Raw genomic sequence first — 20001 nt, 5'->3', positions numbered from 1 at the left:
GTTTTACCATGGTCAACGTGACCAATAGTACCTACGTTTACGTGGGGTTTGGAACGTTCAAACGTTGCCTTAGCCATAGAACACCTCGTTCAATATCTTTAACTGATTAAGCTTTTCTCATTACTGCTTCAGCAACACTTGCAGGCGCTTCCGCATATTTCTCAAATTCCATGGAATATGTTGCACGCCCCTGGGTTGCAGAACGCAGGTCAGTTGCATAACCAAACATTTCTGCCAGTGGCACAGATGCATTGACCATCTTGCCAGATGGTGAATCATCCATTCCTGAAATCAGACCTCGGCGACGGTTCAGGTCGCCTACCACATCCCCCATGTAATCTTCCGGGGTCACAACCTCTACTTTCATCATTGGCTCCAGCAGTACTGCATTGCCTTTTTCAGAAAGTTGCTTGGTTGCTTGTGAAGCGGCAATTTTAAACGCCATCTCATTAGAGTCAACGTCATGGAAAGAACCATCGTAAAGAGTTGCCTTGAGACCGAGTAACGGATAACCCGCCAGCACCCCGTTCTTCATTTGCTCCTCAATACCTTTTTGCACTGCCGGGATAAATTCACGGGGAATCGCTCCCCCGGCAATATCATTAACAAACTCAAGTTCATCCGAGTCTGCAACGCTCGCAGGCTCAAATCGAATCACTACGTGACCATATTGGCCACGACCACCAGACTGCTTGGCGTACTTATGATTGATTGCAACCGTAGCAGTAATGGCCTCCCGGTAGGCAACCTGTGGCTTACCGACATTACATTCGACGTTAAACTCACGCCGCATGCGATCCACGATAATATCCAGATGCAGCTCGCCCATACCGGAAATAATGGTTTGCCCGGTTTCTTCATCCGTTTCAACACGGAAGGACGGGTCCTCCTGGGCCAACTTACCCAGAGCAACGCCCATTTTCTCCTGATCCGCCTTGGATCTCGGCTCAACCGCAACAGAAATCACGGGATCCGGAAACTCCATACGTTCAAGAGTAATGACATTATTCATATCACACAGGGTTTCACCGGTAGTGACATCTTTCAGACCGACCAGCGCCACAATATCGCCAGCACGGACTTCTTTCACTTCCTCACGGCTGTTGGCATGCATTTGCACCATGCGTCCAACACGCTCCCGACGCGACTTGATGGGGTTATAGACACCATCACCAGAGTTCAGCACACCGGAATAGACACGTACAAACGTCAATGTACCAACGAAGGGGTCGGTGGCAATCTTGAATGCCAGTGCCGCAAAGGGTTCATCGTCTGCCGAATGCCGTACACCAGCAGAACCTTCTGCATCATCCAGCACACCTTCGATGGCTTTCACTTCCGTCGGTGATGGCAGGAAATCGACCACCGCATCCAGGACAGCTTGTACGCCCTTGTTCTTGAAGGCGGAGCCACAAGTCACCAGGACCAACTCATTCGCCAGCGTCGCCGCCCGCAAACCAGCCTTGATATCGGTTTCAGACAGGTCGCCTTCTTCCAGATATTTGTCCATCAATTCATCCGAAGCATCCGCTGCGGCTTCAAGCATGTGCTCGCGCCATTCAGCAGCCTTCTCTTCCAGCTCTGCCGGAATTTCTTCATAGGTAAACGTCATGCCCTGATCCGATTCATTCCACATAATGGCTTTCATCTTGATCAGGTCGACCACACCCTTGAAGTTTTCTTCGCTGCCTATGTTGATCTGGATAGGCACCGCATTGGCCCCGAGTCGGCTTTTCAGCTGCTCAACGACCATAAAATAATCAGCTCCGGTACGGTCCATCTTGTTGACGAATACCATACGGGGGACTTCGTACTTGTTGGCTTGACGCCAAACCGTTTCGGTCTGTGGCTGCACACCGGATGAGCCACAAAGGACGACAACAGCGCCGTCGAGTACACGTAATGAACGTTCTACCTCAATGGTAAAGTCCACGTGTCCCGGGGTATCAATGATGTTGATACGGTGCTGCTCATATTGCTGCGCCATACCTGACCAGAAACAGGTAGTTGCGGCAGAGGTAATGGTAATCCCCCGCTCTTGCTCCTGTTCCATCCAGTCCATCGTTGCTGCACCGTCGTGCACCTCACCAATCTTGTGAGACACGCCGGTATAGAAGAGAACACGCTCAGTTGTTGTCGTCTTCCCAGCATCCACATGTGCGCAAATACCAATATTACGATAACGGTTAATCGGGGTTGTGCGTGCCACTGTGTCGTCCTCGGATCAATTAAAAGCGATAGTGAGAGAAAGCCTTGTTGGCTTCTGCCATGCGATGCACGTCTTCACGCTTTTTAACCGCTGAGCCTTTACCTTCAGCAGCGTCCATCATTTCGTTTGCCAGACGCTGGGCCATGGATTTTTCACCACGGGAGCGTGCAGCGTCAACCAGCCAACGCATGGCCAGAGCACTACGACGGGCAGGACGAACTTCAACAGGAACCTGGTATGTCGCACCACCTACACGGCGGCTTTTGACTTCCACCATAGGCTGAATGGCTTCCAGAGCTTTTTCGAACAACTCCAGTGGATCGCCACCTTGCTTTGATGCCATGGAATCCAGCGCGCCATAAACGATCTTTTCGGCGACGGATTTTTTACCACTAACCATGACATGGTTCATGAATTTGGCCAGTGTAACGTTCCCAAACTTGGGATCTGGCAGGATTTCGCGCTTCGCAGCAACGCGTCTTCTTGGCATGATAAGCCCTCTTAGGTCTTCAGGACGGTCTGAGCATCAGATTGAGCCCAGCCTTACTCTTATCTAAAACATGCAAGCGTACCCGGGCGGGCCCGGCAAGGATCAACCTTTAGGACGCTTGGCACCGTATTTAGAACGTGCTTGTTTACGGTTCGCAACACCAGAGGTGTCGAGGCTACCGCGGACGGTGTGATAACGCACACCAGGCAAGTCTTTTACACGACCGCCACGAATCAGAACAACACTGTGTTCTTGCAGGTTGTGACCTTCACCACCAATGTAGGAAGTCACTTCAAAACCATTCGTCAGACGCACACGACATACTTTACGCAGTGCCGAGTTTGGTTTTTTCGGCGTGGTAGTGTACACACGGGTACATACGCCACGACGCTGAGGACATGCCTGCAGTGCAGGAACATCGCTCTTAACCATTTTGCGCTTACGAGGCTTACGAACCAACTGGTTGATTGTAGCCATTTAGCAAACTCCAAACGTTATAGAAAACATACCCCTTCAATTGAGGCACAATTAAAGGGGCCGAGAGGATAATCCCCAAGCCTTCAAAGGTCAAGTATTAGACAGTTTTAATATCCTTGCCGGCATGGATATTCTTTCGGCATTCTTTCCGGAAATCAGTCGTCTTCCGCCACTTTTGACAAGCCGGAACGCGGTTGCCCACGCCATAACAAGCACGCGAATTCCACCGGGTTCTGGCTTGATCTTCGATCGATGCGTGCTTTTTCAGATCGGCCAACCAGGCGATAGCCGTCAAATTTGCCGAAGCCACAAACAAAAAAAGAGGCCACAAGGCCTCTTTTTTTGTCACCAGCGCCGTCGAGACGGCGCCAGACATAGCAACAATGACTTACTTGTCGCTGAACGCTTCGCTCAACTTGGCTTCCATGTCTTCGGCAGACACACTCAGCACTTCAGGCATTGAACGCTGACGTTCGTTATCACGAACAGTACGCTTGCGCTTGCGCTCGGCGTGGTACGCCAAACCTGTACCGGCAGGAATCAAGCGACCAACCACGACGTTCTCTTTCAAGCCGCGCAGTGAGTCCATCTTGCCAGTAACCGCCCCTTCTGTCAGAACCCGGGTTGTCTCCTGGAAGGAGGCTGCCGAGATAAAGGATTCGGTTGCCAGTGATGCCTTGGTGATACCAAGCAACACGCGCTCGCCCCGGGCAACAATTTTGTTCGCCGCCTCGGTACGCTCGTTTTCTTCCAGGAAGGTAGAGAACTCAACCTGATCACCCGGAATAAAGGTGGTATCCCCGGCGTCATGAATCAATACCTTGCGCAGCATCTGACGCACAATTACTTCAATGTGCTTGTCATCAATACCAACACCCTGCAGGCGATACACTTCCTGCACTTCGTTGGTAATGTACATCGCCAAATCGCCAACGCTCTTCAGTCGCAGAATGTCGTGCGGGTTCAACGGACCATCAGAAACGATCTCACCCTTCTCGACATATTCACCTTCGAAGATGTTCAGATGACGCCATTTGTGGATCAGCTCTTCATACGGCTCGCCACCATCTTTCGGTGTGATTACCAGACGTTTTTTGCCTTTGGTCTCTTTACCGAAGCTAACGGTACCGGAGATTTCCGCCAGAATGGCCGGCTCTTTCGGTTTACGCGCTTCGAACAAATCAGCCACTCGTGGCAGACCACCGGTGATGTCCTTGTTACCCGATGATTCCTGAGGAATACGGGCAATAATGTCACCAACAGCAACAACGGTACCGTTTTCCTGGTTCACCAGTGCGTTTGGCGGCAGCATGTACTGGGCCGGCACATTGGTACCAGGTAGCAGAATGTCGTTACCTGTCGTGGCATCAATCAGTTTCACCATTGGGCGGATATCTTTACCAGCCGCCGGACGGTCTTTGGGATCGATGACTTCGATGTTGGACAGGCCCGTCAATTCGTCGGTCTGACGATTGATGGTAATACCCTCATCCATACCCACAAATTCAATTCGACCCGTTACTTCTGTCACAATCGGGTGGGTGTGTGGGTCCCAGCTGGCCACTTTCTGGCCGGCTTCAACCTCTGCACCATCTTTCGAGCTGATAACAGCACCGTAAGGCAGTTTGTACAGCTCACGTTCACGGCCATTCACATCGGCAATGGCAATCGAACCGGAACGGGATACCGCAACCAGGTCACCATTCTCACGAGCAACCGTCTTGAGGTTGTGCAAGCGCAAGGTACCCTTGTTCTTGACCTGAACACTGTCTGCCGCCGATGACCGCGAGGCCGCACCACCAATGTGGAACGTCCGCATGGTCAACTGGGTACCAGGCTCACCAATCGACTGGGCAGCAATAACACCTACCGCTTCACCCACGTTCACCTGATGACCACGTCCAAGGTCACGACCGTAACACTTGGCGCAAATACCGGTACGGGACTCACAGGTAATGGCGGAGCGCACACGCACTTCATCAATACCTTCCGCTTCGATCATTTTGACCCATTTTTCATCCACCAGAGTACCGGCTGGAATCACCAGTTCACCTGGCTGATTGGGCTTGTAAACGTCTTCAGCAATAACACGACCCAGAATACGGTCACCCAGTGCCACGACCACGTCACCACCTTCAATCAGCGGTGTCATGATCAGGCCTTCCTTGGTGCCACAATCCTGTTCGGTAACCACCAGATCCTGTGCCACGTCAACCAGACGACGGGTCAGATAACCGGAGTTAGCGGTTTTCAATGCCGTATCAGCCAAACCTTTACGAGCACCGTGAGTCGAGGTGAAGTACTGCAGTACGTTCAGACCTTCACGGAAGTTCGCCACAATCGGCGTTTCGATGATGGAGCCATCCGGCTTCGCCATCAGACCACGCATACCCGCCAACTGACGAATCTGGGCCGGGCTACCACGAGCACCGGAGTCAGCCATCATATAAACCGAGTTGAAGGATTCCTGATCGACTTCATGACCGTCACGGTCAATTACCTTCTCTTTACCCAGGTTTTCCATCATCGCCTTCGCCACCAGTTCGTTGGCGCGGGACCAGATGTCGATTACCTTGTTGTATTTTTCGCCGTGCGTTACCAGACCCGAGGCAAACTGGCTTTCGATTTCTTTTACTTCCGCATCGGCGTTAGCAACAATTTCAGCCTTGGCAGCCGGAATTTCGAAATCGTTAACACCAATTGATGAACCGGAACGAGTCGCGTATTCAAAACCGGTGTACATCACCTGGTCGGCAAAGATAACGGTATCTTTCAAACCCACACGACGGTAAGCCGTGTTGATCAGGCGTGAAATCGCTTTCTTTTTCATTGGCTGGTTGACCAGCTCGTACGGCAAACCTTTGGGTACGATGCGGAACAGCAATGCCCGGCCAATCGTGGTATCAACCACCTTGGTATTGGTTTCGCTCAATCCGTCTTCATCAACCACGGTTTCAGTAATCCGTACCTTGACGCGCGCCTGCAGATGGGCAGCGCCGCTTTGGTAAGCACGGGTAACTTCGTCGAGGTCGGCCAACACCATGCCTTCACCCTTGGCGTTGACACGCTCGCGGGTCATCCAGTACAGCCCCAATACCACGTCCTGGGACGGTACGATAATTGGCTCACCGTTGGCTGGAGAGAGGACGTTGTTGGTCGCCATCATCAATGCGCGGGCTTCAAGCTGGGCTTCAATGGTCAGCGGCACGTGAACGGCCATCTGGTCACCGTCGAAGTCGGCGTTATAAGCCGCACAGACCAATGGGTGCAACTGGATCGCTTTACCTTCGATCAACTGGGGTTCAAACGCCTGGATACCCAAACGGTGCAGTGTGGGTGCCCGGTTCAGCATCACTGGGTGCTCACGGATCACATCTGCCAGAATATCCCAGACTTCAGGGGTTTCGCGCTCAACCATTTTCTTCGCAGCTTTAATGGTTGTCGCCAGACCGCGGTGTTCCAGTTTGGAGAAGATAAATGGCTTGAATAATTCCAGGGCCATTTTTTTCGGCAGACCGCACTGATGCAAACGCAGTTGCGGGCCGACAGTAATCACCGAACGACCAGAGTAATCGACACGTTTACCCAACAGGTTCTGACGGAAACGACCCTGTTTACCCTTGATCATATCGGCCAGGGATTTCAGCGGACGCTTGTTGGAACCGGTAATCGCACGACCTCGACGGCCGTTATCCAGCAACGCATCAACCGCTTCCTGCAACATACGTTTTTCGTTACGTACGATAATATCCGGAGCATTCAACTCCAGCAGGCGTTTGAGACGGTTGTTACGGTTAATAACCCGACGATACAGATCGTTCAGGTCGGAAGTCGCAAAACGACCGCCATCCAGCGGAACCAACGGACGCAGATCAGGTGGCAGTACCGGCAGTACTGACATGATCATCCACTTCGGATCGTTACCGGAGAAGTGGAATGCTTCCAGAATTTTCAGACGCTTGGACAGCTTCTTGATTTTGGTTTCAGAGTTGGTCGCCGGAATTTCTTCACGCAGACGCTGAACTTCTTCAGGCAGGTCAATATGACCCAACAGTGCCTGAATCGCTTCGGCACCCATCTTGGCTTCAAATTCATCGCCAAATTCTTCGATGGCTTCGTAGTACTGCTCATCGTTCAGCAATTGACCCAGATCCAGCGTGGTCATGCCTGGCTCGGTAACAACGAAGGATTCGTAATACAAAATCCGTTCGATATCACGCAGAGTCATATCCAGCATCAAACCGATACGGGAAGGCAGTGACTTCAGGAACCAGATGTGTGCAACGGGAGAAGCCAGCTCAATATGGCCCATGCGTTCACGACGCACTTTGGCCTGAGTAACTTCCACACCACATTTTTCACAGATAACACCACGGTGCTTCAGACGCTTGTACTTACCGCACAGGCACTCAAAATCCTTGATCGGACCAAAGATGCGGGCACAGAACAAGCCATCACGCTCTGGCTTGAAGGTACGGTAGTTGATGGTTTCCGGCTTTTTGACTTCACCGAAGGACCAGGAGCGGATCATGTCTGGCGAGGCAAGGCCAATTCGAATGGCATCGAACTCGTCAGCATTGTTCTGGCTACGCAGAAAATTGACTAAGTCTTTCATATAAGAGTGTGCTCCACTTGGTGTGAGCGAGGGCTTTGCAGCACCGGTCTTTTCAGACCGACACTGCAGAGCGCGCTACTAAACCGATTATTCGTTTTCCAGTTCGATGTCGATACCCAGGGAACGGATTTCCTTAACCAGTACGTTAAAGGATTCCGGCATACCGGCTTCCATACGATGGTCGCCATCCACGATGTTCTTATACATCTTGGTACGGCCAGCCACATCGTCGGATTTGACGGTAAGCATTTCCTGCAGGGTATAAGCAGCACCGTATGCTTCCAGTGCCCACACTTCCATCTCACCAAAGCGCTGACCACCAAACTGAGCCTTACCACCCAACGGCTGCTGGGTAACCAGGCTGTAAGAGCCGGTAGAACGTGCGTGCATCTTGTCGTCGACCAGGTGGTTCAGTTTCAGCATGTACATGTAACCGACGGTTACCTGACGATCAAATGCTTCGCCGGTACGGCCATCATACAAGGTCACCTGACCGGATTCCGGAATACCGGCCAACTTCAGCATACGCTTGATTTCGGATTCCTTGGCACCGTCAAACGCCGGGGTTGCCATCGGCACGCCACCACGCAGGTTATTGGCCAGTTCCAGAATCTCGGCATCGCTGTAGCTGTCCAGGTCTTCGATACGACCATCACCGGCGTTATAAATTTCCGCCAGCAATTCACGCAGTTTCAGCACTTCACGCTGCTCACGCAACATGCGATCAATCTTGTCACCCAATCCCTTGGCCGCCATGCCCAAGTGGATTTCCATGATCTGTCCGACGTTCATTCGCGACGGAACACCCAGAGGGTTCAAACAGATATCAACGGTTACCCCGTTGGCATCGTAAGGCATATCTTCAATCGGCTTGATGGTTGAGATAACACCCTTGTTACCGTGACGACCAGCCATTTTGTCACCTGGCTGGATCTTACGTTTGATCGCCAGATACACTTTGACAATTTTCAGTACGCCCGGAGCCAGGTCATCGCCGGTTTGCAGCTTGCCTTTCTTGTCTTCGAACTTGTCATCCAGTTGCTGCTGACGTTCCGCCAGAGACTGTTCGGCTTTTTCCAGTACCGTTGCCAGCTCTTCATCCTGCGGAATCATCCGGAACCAGTCATCCTGGGTCAGACCAGAGAGGTATTCTTCAGTCAGAATATCACCCTTGCGCAAACCCGGCGCGACGTTTACCGCCTTGCCAGCCAGCGCACGCGTCAGACGCTCAAAGGTTGCACCCTTGACAATACGCATCTCTTCGTTCAGATCCTTGCGAATCTCGTCGAGTTGCTGGCGTTCAATCGATTTGGCCCGATCGTCTTTTTCAACGCCATCACGGGTAAACACCTGCACGTCGATAACCGTACCAGTGGTACCGGTCTTGACCCGCAGCGATGTATCTTTTACATCGGATGCTTTTTCACCAAAGATAGCACGCAGCAATTTTTCCTCTGGTGTCAGCTGGGTTTCACCTTTTGGTGTTACCTTGCCGACCAGAATATCGCCTGCCTTGACTTCGGCACCGATATAAACAATACCGGACTCATCCAGCTTGCCCAGTGCCGCTTCACCAACGTTGGGAATATCGGACGTGATTTCTTCCGCACCCAGCTTGGTGTCACGCGCCACACAGGTCAGTTCCTGAATATGGATCGTGGTCAGACGATCTTCCTGAGCAACACGCTCAGACAGCATGATCGAGTCTTCGAAGTTGTAGCCATTCCACGGCATAAAGGCGATACGGAAATTCTGTCCCAGAGCCAGTTCGCCCAGATCAACAGAAGGGCCGTCAGCCATGATGTCGCCACGCTGCACCATGTCGCCTGCCTTGACCAGCGGACGCTGGTTAATACAGGTGTTCTGGTTCGAGCGGGTGTATTTGGTCAGGTTGTAAATATCAACACCGGCTTCACCGATGACGGTTTCGTCGTCGTTGACCTTGACCACCACCCGGGATGCGTCAACAGAGTCAATCACACCACCCCGTTTGGCAACCACACACACACCGGAGTCAGCCGCTACCGCACGCTCAATACCGGTACCAACCAGCGGCTTTTCAGCCCGCAAGGTAGGCACAGCCTGACGCTGCATGTTGGAACCCATCAATGCGCGGTTGGCGTCATCGTGCTCCAGGAACGGAATCAGTGATGCTGCAATCGAAACCACCTGTTGTGGTGATACATCTTTCAGCGTCACATTGTCCGGCGACATGATGGTGAATTCGTTCTTGTGACGAACCGAAATCAGGTCACCTTGCAAACGTCCGTTTTCGTCCACGGGCACCGAGGCCTGGGCGATTACATAGTCTGCTTCTTCAATGGCCGAGACATAAATAATCTCGTCGGTCACAACGCCGTCTTTAACGATACGGTAAGGTGTTTCAAGAAAACCGTATTCGTTGGTACGGGCATAGGATGCCAATGAGTTGATCAGACCAATGTTTGGACCTTCCGGTGTTTCAATAGGACACACACGACCGTAGTGAGTGGCGTGTACGTCACGTACCTCAAAGCCAGCACGTTCACGGGTCAGACCGCCTGGTCCCAATGCCGAAATACGACGCTTGTGCGTGACTTCTGACAGCGGGTTGTTCTGATCCATAAACTGGGACAGCTGGGAAGAACCGAAAAATTCCTTCACGGCTGCCGCAACCGGCTTGGCATTGATCAGATCCTGAGGCATCAGCCCTTCGGATTCTGCCATCGACAGACGCTCACGCACCGCGCGCTCAACACGAACCAGACCAACACGGAACTGGTTTTCGGCCATCTCGCCAACCGAACGAATACGACGGTTACCCAGGTGGTCAATGTCATCAACGATGCCTTTACCGTTACGGATATTGATCAGGGTCCGCAGTACTTCAACGATATCGCTGTTATCCAGCACACCGGAGCCAAGAATTTCTTCACGGCCGATACGACGGTTGAACTTCATGCGACCCACAGCCGACAAGTCGTACCGCTCTTCACTGAAGAACAGATTGTCGAACAAGGCTTCAGCGCTTTCTTTTGTTGGCGGCTCACCAGGACGCATCATGCGGTAAATCTCGACCAAAGCTTCCAGCTGGTTGCTGGTTGGGTCGATACGCAGAGTATCCGAGATAAACGGGCCACAATCGATTTCGTTGGTGTAGATGGTTTCGAATTCGGTAAGACCAGCAGCTTCCATCTGGGCCAGGATCTCTGCCGTGATTTCAGCGTTGGCAGTCGCCAGGACTTCACCGGTACGGCTATCGATAACGTCTTTGGCAATCGCCTTGCCCAGCACATAATCGGTAGGCACAACCAGCTCTTCCACATTGGCCTTTTCCAGCTGGCGAATGTGACGAGCCGTGATGCGACGGCTGGCCTCAACAATGATGTTGCCTTCGTTATCCATGATATCGAAGGCAGCCGTTTCACCCCGCAACCGGGATGGAATCAGCTTCAGCTTCAAGCCACCGCTGTCGATACGGTAGTTGTCGTTGTCGTAAAATGTTTCGAGAATTTCCTGCGTAGTAAACTTCAGCGCCCGCAGCAAAATGGTAGCTGGCAGTTTACGACGACGGTCAATACGTACGTAGACCAGATCCTTCGGATCAAACTCAAAGTCCAGCCATGAGCCGCGGTAAGGAATCACGCGAGCGTTATAAAGCAGTTTGCCGGACGAGTGGGTTTTACCCTTGTCGTGATCGAAGAACACACCTGGTGAACGGTGTAACTGGGACACGATGACACGCTCAGTACCGTTAACAATAAAGGTACCGTTATCTGTCATCAGGGGCATTTCGCCCATGTAGACTTCTTGTTCCTTGATGTCCTTGATTGCCTTGGTCGAAGATTCCTTATCGTAAACGATCAGGCGAACCTTGACCCGCAATGGTGCAGCGTAAGTGACACCACGCAACATACATTCTTTTTCGTCAAAACTCGGCGTACCCAGGCGATAGCTCACGTACTCCAGAGCAGCATTCCCGGAATAGCTGACAATCGGGAAAACAGACTTAAAGGCCGCATGAAGACCAATATCTATTCTGTCTTCAGCGTTGCTCCCTTCTTGCAGGAACTTATGGTATGAGTCGATTTGAATGGCCAGCAAATATGGCACATCCATGACACTCGGTAGTTTACCGAAATCCTTACGGATACGTTTTTTCTCAGTATATGAGTAAGCCATCAGTTATCCCCGGACTGTTTCCTCGATCAGGTCGCCAAACCCGAAACTAGAGGACTTGCCTTGCAATTGAACCCGGCACTAAGCCGGTTTAGTCACGCCTTCCATAACGCGAAAAAGGCCGACGGAAAAATCCCGTCAGCCCTGTGTCGCGCTTAGAAAAAGCACGACAGCAGAAGTGAAGTACAATGAATTACTTAACTTCTACGATAGCGCCAGCTGCTTCCAGCTTGCCTTTTGCTTCTTCTGCGTCTTCTTTGGATACGCCTTCTTTAATAGCAGAAGGTGCACCATCAACCAGACCTTTAGCGTCTTTCAGACCCAGACCGGTGATTTCGCGAACCGCTTTGATCACGTTAACTTTCTTGTCACCAACGGCAGACAGAATTACGTCGAATTCAGTCTGTGCTTCAGCAGCCGCTTCGCCGCCAGCAGCAGGACCAGCCATAACGGCTGCAGCTGCAGAAACGCCGAATTTTTCTTCCATCGCAGAAACCAGTTCCACTACGTCCATTACAGACATTTCAGCGATAGCGTTGATGATATCTTCTTTTGTCAGAGACATGAGACTTTTCCTGAAATAATTGGACGATTACGCCCGTCAAATCTTTGTAAGGTCTGCCAGGGATCAGGCAGCTTCTTGTTCTTTCTGGTCGCGGACAGCAGCAATGGTACGAACCAATTTGCCAGCGGCGGCTTCTTTCATGACGCTCATCAGTTTCGCGATTGCTTCGTCGTAGGTTGGCAGTGTTGCCAGCATATCAACGGAAACCACGGCACCTTCAAATGCACCACCCTTGATCTCGAACTTGTCATTCTTCTTGGCGAAATCCTTGAAGATACGGGCAGCCGCACCTGGATGTTCGTTAGAGAATGCAATCAGACTAGGGCCTACCAGTGTCTCGGAAAGACACTCGTATTGGGTACCTTCGATAGCACGGGTAGCCAGGGTGTTACGGACAACTTTCATCCAGACACCGGCTTCACGCGCTTCTTTACGCAGAGCGGTCATGGCACCTACAGTAACGCCGCGAGAATCCGCGACAACTGCAGACAGCGCACCTTGAGCTGCGTCCTGGACCTCGGCGACAATCGCCTTCTTATCTTCGAGTCCTAAGGCCACGATTAACTCCTAACAAGTTAAATTAGGCTCAATTGAGCCAGTCTCGGTGTGACAATTCAGAAAACTGAAAGGGGCCACACACTATCTACGCAGGAAATATTAAGTCGCGACAGCCAAAGGCCCTGCGACTCCTGCGGTCTTTGACAGCTACCGCAAAGCGGCAACCCCAAAGATGGTTTGGGATACGTGATACGCACCCCGAATTCTTATCTAGACGTCCAGCTCTGCATGGTCAATAACCAGACCAGGACCCATAGTGGTACTGATGGTTACTTTCTTCATGTAGACGCCTTTGGTCGATGTTGGCTTGACCTTTTTCAGATCGGCCAGCAATACCGTCAGGTTTTCTTTCAATGCGCTGGCATCAAAATCAACTTTACCGATGGCGGTATGGATAATACCGTTCTTGTCGTTGCGGTAGCGGACTTGACCCGCTTTTGCGTTTTTGACAGCAGTGGCAACGTCAGGAGTCACAGTACCAACCTTCGGGTTAGGCATCAGGCCACGTGGACCCAGAATCTGACCCAATTGACCGACAACACGCATCGCATCAGGAGAAGCGATCACGACATCAAAGGCCAAATCACCACCTTTGATCTTGGCAGCCAGATCGTCCATACCCACTTCGTCAGCACCGGCAGCCGTAGCGGCTTCAGCGTTGGCACCTTGCGTGAAAACAGCAACACGCATGGTTTTACCCGTACCGTTTGGCAGTACCGTGGAGCTACGTACGTTCTGATCGGATTTACGTGCATCAATACCGAGGTTTACTGCCACATCGAGTGACTCACGGAACTTGGCAGCAGGCAGTGAAGACAGAATGGATACGGCTTCATCAAAAGAGTAAACCTTACCGGCTTCTACTTTTTCAGCAATCAGCTTTTGACGTTTGGTCAGCTTGGCCATTATTCAGCTCCCTCTACAGTCAGACCCATCGCACGGGCAGAGCCAGCGATTGTACGTACCGCTGCATCCATATCGGCAGCAGTCAGGTCAGCCATTTTGGTCGTAGCAATCTCTTCCAGCTGGGCGCGTGTCACAGTACCGACTTTCTGGGTATTGGGACGTGCTGAACCGCTGGTGATACCAGCCGCTTTTTTCAGCAGGAAAGATGCAGGAGGTGTTTTCAGTTCAAAGGTAAAAGAACGGTCACTGTAAGCCGTGATAATAACCGGCACTGGTGCACCTGGCTCCAGATTGGAAGTCTGCGCATTGAATGCTTTACAGAATTCCATGATGTTCAAACCTTTCTGACCCAAAGCCGGACCAACCGGTGGACTTGGGTTCGCTTTACCAGCTGCAACCTGCAACTTGATATAGCCTTCTACTTTCTTAGCCATGTATTACTCCAAATGGGTAGTATCGCCCAGCGGGCTCCCCTGACCTTCTGTCATGCAGAAGGTCGCCTGAAATCAGACCGATTTCTCGATCTGTGTAAATTCGAGCTCGACCGGCGTTGAACGACCAAAAATAGTCACCGCAACCTGAACGCGGGACTTGTCGTAATCAACACTTTCGACCACACCGTTAAAGTCTGCGAACGGACCTTCGGTCACGCGCACCACTTCACCGGGTTCGTAGATGGTTTTGTGAGTCGGACGATCAACGCCTTCCTCAACACGACGCAGGATAGCATCGGCTTCTTTGGGAGAAATTGGCGCCGGCTTGTCCGCCGTACCACCAATAAAGCCCATTACCCGGTCAGTCTGTTTCACCAGATGCCAGGTATCATCATTCATTTCCATTTGCACAAGAACATAGCCAGGATAAAAGCGACGCTGGCTTTTGCGTTTCTTGCCATCACGGACTTCAACAACTTCTTCTGTAGGAACCAGTACGTCACCAAACTGATCCTGCATTCCCAGGCGCTCGATACGTTCCAACAAAGCCCCTTGCACACGCTTCTCATAACCCGAGTAGGCGTGAACCACATACCAACGCATTGCCATACTCTACCTCAACCAATCAGCGCGGAAATTGCCCAACCGAGAAACGAATCCAAACCCCACAACAGCAGTGCCATGATCACGACCACCACCAGAATCATCAATGTCATCTGGGTAGTTTCCTGACGCGTTGGCCATACCACCTTGCGGCGCTCGACATTGGCCTCTTTCAGAAGTTGCATAAATGCCTTGCCTTGCGTTGTTGCCAGTGCAGCACCTGCACCTATCAACATCAAGGCAACGACAGCGAGAATCCGATACAGAAAAGGCGCATCGGCATACATATAATTGCCAACCACAGCCGCTGCCAGAAAAGCAACAGCCAACAACCACTTGACAACATCCATCGGCGAACCTGCTGTTTTGCTTTCGGTACTCATTACAATTCCCTGAAGCCAAAAATGGCAGCCGAAGCTACCATCAGGAGATTTGGCAGGCCAGGAGGGACTCGAACCCCCAACTTTCGGTTTTGGAGACCGACGCTCTACCAATTGAACTACTGGCCTAATACACTACATAAGGGCGCCGAATTATACAGCGCTTTTTGCAAATTACAACCTAACATGGTTCGAAAATTGCAACTTATCGACTGAACGCCTGCGCGAACGCGAGACGAAAAGATGTCCGTTTCAGACGAGGACAGATAATACACAGGAGGTTGGTCATGTGCCAGTGCTATTTTCAAGCTTGTTCCGGACTCCAGCCGTAACGGACCAATATTCAGACAATAATCCAGCTCTGCCAGCCAACAACAGAGACCTTCAAACAGGAATCACTAGCATCAAGATCCTCCAAAAAAGCGCCAACCAATTGACGCCGACGGTATTCCCAACCCCAAACCATCAAAGTTAGGCCTCTTTTGCAAAAAATAACGTCCAAAACGTCTTTTTATTGCGATTTCTTTGTTTGGGGTGATCAAAAACAACTGAAAAACCTGTAAATTGGCGGCCGATTTTTCACTTTGCTTATCGAGTGCGCTATGACTGACTTATCCAAATACAGAAACATCGGCATCTTCGCTCACGTTGACGCCGGTAAGACCACAACGACCGAACGTATCCTGAAGCTGACCGGTACTATTCACAAAACCGGTGAAGTGCACGATGGCGAGTCCACGACAGACTTCATGGAACAGGAGGCAGAACGTGGTATTACCATTCAGTCAGCCGCTGTTTCCTGTTTCTGGAAGGATCACCGCTTCAACGTGATCGACACCCCTGGACACGTTGACTTCACCGTTGAAGTATATCGCTCATTAAAAGTACTGGACGGCGGCATCGGCGTCTTCTGTGGTTCAGGCGGTGTTGAACCACAGTCTGAAACCAACTGGCGCTACGCTAACGAATCCGAAGTTGCCCGAATCATCTTCGTGAACAAGCTGGACCGCCTTGGTGCAGACTTCTTCCGTGTGACCGATCAGATCAAAAATGTCCTGGCCGCTCGCCCACTGATCATGGTGCTGCCAATCGGTCGTGAAGACGAGTTTGTCGGCGTTGTCGACCTGCTGAGCGAAAAAGCCTATATCTGGGATGACACTGGCCTGCCAGAAAACTATACAGTGACCGACGTTCCTGAAGACATGAAGGACGACGTTGAAACTTACCGTACCGAACTGATCGAAACCGCTCTGGAAGTCGATGAAGACTTGCTGATGGAATACCTGGAAGAAGGCACTGAGCCATCCATGGAAGACATCAAGCGCTGCATTCGTGAAGGTACACGCACCTTGCAGTTCTTCCCGACTTACTGTGGTTCTGCATTCAAGAACAAAGGCGTACAGCTGGTTCTGGATGCCGTCGTTGACTACCTGCCTTCCCCTACTGAAGTTGATCCACAGGATCTGACCGACGAAGAAGGTAACCCAACCGGCGAAAAAGCCATCGTTTCTGCCGATGAGCCATTACGTGCCCTGGCATTCAAAATCATGGATGACCGTTTCGGCGCCTTGACCTTTGTCCGTGTTTACTCTGGCGTGCTGAACAAGGGTGACACCATCCTGAACAGCTTCACCGGCAAAACCGAACGTGTTGGCCGCATGGTAGAAATGCAGGCAGACGACCGTAAGGAAATCAACCGCGCCCAGGCCGGTGATATTCTCGCGATTGTCGGCATGAAAAACGTTCAGACTGGTCACACACTGTGTGATCCCAAGCATGAATGTACGCTGGAAGCCATGGTCTTCCCTGAGCCAGTAATTTCCATTGCGGTTCAGCCTAAAGACAAGGGCGGCGTCGACAAAATGGGTATCGCCATCGGCAAGATGGTGGCTGAAGATCCAACCTTCCAGGTTGAAACCGATATCGATTCCGGCGAAACCATCCTGAAAGGCATGGGCGAGCTGCACCTGGATATTAAAGTCGATATCCTCAAGCGTACCTACGGCGTAGAACTGGTTGTAGGCCAACCACAGGTTGCCTACCGCGAAACCATTACCCTGCCAATCGAAGATACCTATACCCACAAGAAACAGTCTGGTGGTTCCGGTCAGTACGGTAAGATCGATTACCGTATCAAACCTGGCGAACCAGGTACTGGCTTCCAGTTCAAATCAGCTGTTGTCGGCGGTAACGTACCGAAGGAATTCTGGCCAGCCGTTGAGAAAGGCTTCAAGGCCATGATGAACGAAGGTACCCTCGCGGGCTTCCCGGTACTGGACGTTGAAGTGGAACTGTATGACGGTTCTTACCACGCCGTTGACTCCTCTGCCATCGCGTTTGAAATCGCTGCCAAAGGCGCTTTCCGTCAGTCCATGCCAAAAGCTGGCCCACAGCTGATTGAACCAATCATGAAAGTTGACGTGTTCTCCCCGGATGACAACGTTGGTGACGTGATCGGCGACCTGAACCGTCGTCGCGGCATGATCAAGGACCAGGAAGCAGGCAGCACAGGCGTTCGCATCAAGGCTGACGTACCACTGTCTGAGATGTTCGGTTATATCGGACACCTGCGTACCATCACATCCGGTCGTGGCCAGTTCTCAATGGAATTCTCTCACTACATGCCTTGCCCACAGCAAGTTGCAGAGAAAGTCATTGCGGAAACCAAAGCACGCAAAGCCGAAGGCTAAGCTGCTGCTGGCAACATAAAAAACCCCGTACAGCACACGCTGTACGGGGTTTTTGTTTATCTGATATCGCGAGCCAGTCAGTCTGGCCAGTTATCCCGATTATTGACAGCTGCCGCCATCAACAAAACCGGAATAAACGCGGCTGCCCAATTCGACTTACCCTCCACGACCAGCTCCGCCCAAGCATGCTGTTCCTTCTGCTCCAGCGTCTCTTCCGTACGGTAATTGTAGCGCACCCCCAAACCCCAACTGTCGCGCCAACCAACCATCACACCAAACGATGCCGATGCAATCCAGGGATTACGGTGCACCTTGAGCGTACCACCCTGCTGCATCACCGGGTTGGTGCTGCTCATATTGCTCCCCGCAGGCACATGGATACCGTCATCTATCAGATAATTGTAAGCCACATAGTGCCCAGTCATATTACCGCTCAGTTCGGTATAAAAACTGTCGGGATGACAAGAGGTCAATGCCAGATTCTGCATCTCACTATTCAGTGCCTGCAGTTCAACCTGTGTCTGCTCCAGCACACGATACACATCTGCCATATCCTCACCGTCTACCCCTTCCAACAACACCAGTAATGCCTGGATACGCAGGTAAATACGATCCGGAATATAGTTATCTCCTGACAGGTATTGCTGCAACTTCTGGACGTATAGATCAAAACGTTCAGCCAGCGGTACACCCTGCTCCGCTACTGCACTGACAAACAGCATCTTACTGGCCGCATAGCGCTCACAGCGACGTGCTTGCGGCCAAACCATGGCCAGCTCAGCACCATAACCAATCCTGCCAATAATGGTACCCAGCTCAGCCTTGGCAAAATGACTGATCATCAGATGTCCCCACAGCATATCCCCTTGCAATAGATGCCGGGCGAATTTGCCTGTGTACTGCAATGCCAGACGATTGCTGACCTGGGTTTCCCAGCCATCGATCGGGTCCGCGCCCTTGAACGGATAACGATGGGCATTCTCCTGCGTCCAGCGGCCAGCGGCGGCCGGCCCTACCATACCAATCGACATTTCATGTTCGGTATAACCATCCAGACCACGAATGGTGATATTCCTGGCAATACTGGCCCAGGCGGCAAACGGGCGATCATAATATTCCGCATTGGCCTTGTACTGGAATCCAGCCGGCACCACCTCACCCTCACCAGCATGCTGATACGGGGTATACATCTTGTGGCTCAGACTGTAGCCATAGCTGACCAGCTTGAGATCCCGATTGCTGACATTTGACCTTGCACTGCTATCACAATCGCCATTATTACCATCCGGACCACAGCGAAAACCATACAGACGCCCACCATCCAGCAGAAAACCACCGTCCAGATTGGCATAGGCACGCACATTCAGGGCATTGGTGTAATACTGATCAGTAATGTTCTCACCGGTCAGGGCATCATTTTCGATCTGGCTGCGCCAGATTTTTTGCAGATGATTAACATGCCGTTGCTCAAACTCAGAATTATTAAACAGCAACGACAAAAGGGAGTAGCTGTCGTCATCGGCTTCCGCCATTGCCAGAGGGCAAGCAGCCAGCAAGCAAACCGCGCCGATCAATTTCATATTATTCCTGCCCTATCAAAGCCCAATCTCTCACCAACCTCTCACAGAGAGGCCAACATATCAGAGCGGGCACTATACGAAACAGCCTGAAAACCAACCAGGAGGTTTCAGTCAACCGTCCTTATTACAAGTCCAGAGCGGACACTTGGCAGCCGCACCGCCCCCCCGGATAGCTGCCATATTTCTACAGTACCTTTATGACAGACACAAAATGACAGGCACAAAAAAGCCCCGACTGAGCGGGGCTTCTATTCAAGGCCGACATGATGTCGACCTTGAACGTCTGATCTTACTCGACGATTTTGGCTACAACACCAGCACCAACGGTACGACCAC

The 20001-nt window shown here is 51.6% G+C and carries 14 protein-coding genes and 1 tRNA gene; 1 reads left to right on the top strand and 14 read right to left on the bottom strand.

Going from position 1 to position 20001, the window contains the following annotated elements; all coding sequences use genetic code 11:
• Positions 1-106: 106 nt before the first annotated feature.
• The 13 genes from fusA (Q4551_RS15375) to Q4551_RS15315 all read right to left on the bottom strand — a co-directional run bounded on the left by fusA (Q4551_RS15375) (position 107) and on the right by Q4551_RS15315 (position 15524).
• On the bottom strand, positions 107-2209 hold the full coding sequence (gene fusA, locus Q4551_RS15375; protein ID WP_303434757.1) for an elongation factor G: 2103 nt from the start codon (positions 2207-2209) through the stop codon (positions 107-109).
• Between the two features lie 19 nt (positions 2210-2228).
• The gene (rpsG, locus tag Q4551_RS15370) at positions 2229-2699 is read right to left on the bottom strand and encodes a 30S ribosomal protein S7 (protein ID WP_303434756.1); all 471 of its coding nucleotides are present in this window, start codon (positions 2697-2699) and stop codon (positions 2229-2231) included.
• A gap of 102 nt (positions 2700-2801) precedes the next feature.
• A complete protein-coding gene (gene rpsL / locus Q4551_RS15365) occupies positions 2802-3176 on the bottom strand; it encodes a 30S ribosomal protein S12 (protein WP_303434755.1) in 375 nt (124 codons plus the stop codon).
• A 97-nt stretch (positions 3177-3273) separates the two neighbouring features.
• A complete protein-coding gene (locus Q4551_RS15360) occupies positions 3274-3552 on the bottom strand; it encodes a hypothetical protein (protein WP_303434754.1) in 279 nt (92 codons plus the stop codon).
• A 12-nt stretch (positions 3553-3564) separates the two neighbouring features.
• Positions 3565-7791, bottom strand: a complete 4227-nt coding sequence (gene rpoC, locus Q4551_RS15355; protein ID WP_303434753.1) for a DNA-directed RNA polymerase subunit beta' — start codon at positions 7789-7791, stop codon at positions 3565-3567.
• 87 nt (positions 7792-7878) lie between these two features.
• Positions 7879-11952, bottom strand: a complete 4074-nt coding sequence (gene rpoB, locus Q4551_RS15350) for a DNA-directed RNA polymerase subunit beta (protein WP_303434752.1) — start codon at positions 11950-11952, stop codon at positions 7879-7881.
• A 190-nt stretch (positions 11953-12142) separates the two neighbouring features.
• Complete coding sequence (gene rplL, locus Q4551_RS15345; protein WP_303434751.1) at positions 12143-12514, bottom strand: 50S ribosomal protein L7/L12; 372 nt, start codon at positions 12512-12514, stop codon at positions 12143-12145.
• Positions 12515-12577: 63 nt separating this feature from the next.
• The gene (rplJ, locus tag Q4551_RS15340) at positions 12578-13072 is read right to left on the bottom strand and encodes a 50S ribosomal protein L10 (protein ID WP_303434750.1); all 495 of its coding nucleotides are present in this window, start codon (positions 13070-13072) and stop codon (positions 12578-12580) included.
• 210 nt (positions 13073-13282) lie between these two features.
• Positions 13283-13978 (bottom strand): 50S ribosomal protein L1, encoded by a 696-nt coding sequence (gene rplA / locus Q4551_RS15335; RefSeq protein WP_303434749.1) that lies wholly within the window; start codon positions 13976-13978, stop codon positions 13283-13285.
• On the bottom strand, positions 13978-14412 hold the full coding sequence (gene rplK / locus Q4551_RS15330; protein ID WP_303434748.1) for a 50S ribosomal protein L11: 435 nt from the start codon (positions 14410-14412) through the stop codon (positions 13978-13980). Before rplK ends, rplA begins: the two co-directional genes overlap by 1 nt.
• Before the next feature lie 72 nt (positions 14413-14484).
• The gene (gene nusG / locus Q4551_RS15325) at positions 14485-15021 is read right to left on the bottom strand and encodes a transcription termination/antitermination protein NusG (protein WP_303434747.1); all 537 of its coding nucleotides are present in this window, start codon (positions 15019-15021) and stop codon (positions 14485-14487) included.
• 8 nt (positions 15022-15029) lie between these two features.
• Positions 15030-15398, bottom strand: coding sequence for a preprotein translocase subunit SecE (gene secE / locus Q4551_RS15320; RefSeq protein WP_303434746.1), 369 nt, complete (start codon positions 15396-15398; stop codon positions 15030-15032).
• 50 nt (positions 15399-15448) lie between these two features.
• A tRNA-Trp gene (locus Q4551_RS15315) sits at positions 15449-15524 on the bottom strand.
• 473 nt (positions 15525-15997) lie between these two features.
• Between Q4551_RS15315 and fusA (Q4551_RS15310) the strand changes: the two genes are divergently transcribed.
• Positions 15998-18085 (top strand): elongation factor G, encoded by a 2088-nt coding sequence (fusA, locus tag Q4551_RS15310; RefSeq protein WP_303434745.1) that lies wholly within the window; start codon positions 15998-16000, stop codon positions 18083-18085.
• Positions 18086-18162: 77 nt separating this feature from the next.
• Here the strand turns inward: fusA (Q4551_RS15310) and Q4551_RS15305 are convergent, their stop codons facing one another.
• Positions 18163-19665, bottom strand: a complete 1503-nt coding sequence (locus tag Q4551_RS15305; RefSeq protein ID WP_303434744.1) for a lipid A-modifier LpxR family protein — start codon at positions 19663-19665, stop codon at positions 18163-18165.
• Positions 19666-20001: the final 336 nt, after the last annotated feature.

The organism is Oceanobacter sp. 5_MG-2023, from assembly GCF_030548165.1.
GTDB lineage: Bacteria > Pseudomonadota > Gammaproteobacteria > Pseudomonadales > Oceanobacteraceae > Oceanobacter.
The sequence above is the reverse complement of the archived record's forward strand: the minus strand, read 5'-3'. Positions and strand labels throughout refer to the sequence as shown.

Coding starts and splice junctions, on each gene's coding strand:
- rpoC (WP_303434753.1), bottom strand. CDS start 7,791: ATGAAAGACTTAGTCAATTTTCTGCGTAGCCAGAACAATGCTGACGAG.
- rplK (WP_303434748.1), bottom strand. CDS start 14,412: ATGGCTAAGAAAGTAGAAGGCTATATCAAGTTGCAGGTTGCAGCTGGT.
- rpsG (WP_303434756.1), bottom strand. CDS start 2,699: ATGCCAAGAAGACGCGTTGCTGCGAAGCGCGAAATCCTGCCAGATCCC.
- rplA (WP_303434749.1), bottom strand. CDS start 13,978: ATGGCCAAGCTGACCAAACGTCAAAAGCTGATTGCTGAAAAAGTAGAA.
- rpoB (WP_303434752.1), bottom strand. CDS start 11,952: ATGGCTTACTCATATACTGAGAAAAAACGTATCCGTAAGGATTTCGGT.
- Q4551_RS15305 (WP_303434744.1), bottom strand. CDS start 19,665: ATGAAATTGATCGGCGCGGTTTGCTTGCTGGCTGCTTGCCCTCTGGCA.
- secE (WP_303434746.1), bottom strand. CDS start 15,398: ATGAGTACCGAAAGCAAAACAGCAGGTTCGCCGATGGATGTTGTCAAG.
- rpsL (WP_303434755.1), bottom strand. CDS start 3,176: ATGGCTACAATCAACCAGTTGGTTCGTAAGCCTCGTAAGCGCAAAATG.
- rplL (WP_303434751.1), bottom strand. CDS start 12,514: ATGTCTCTGACAAAAGAAGATATCATCAACGCTATCGCTGAAATGTCT.
- nusG (WP_303434747.1), bottom strand. CDS start 15,021: ATGGCAATGCGTTGGTATGTGGTTCACGCCTACTCGGGTTATGAGAAG.
- fusA (WP_303434745.1), top strand. CDS start 15,998: ATGACTGACTTATCCAAATACAGAAACATCGGCATCTTCGCTCACGTT.
- Q4551_RS15360 (WP_303434754.1), bottom strand. CDS start 3,552: ATGTCTGGCGCCGTCTCGACGGCGCTGGTGACAAAAAAAGAGGCCTTG.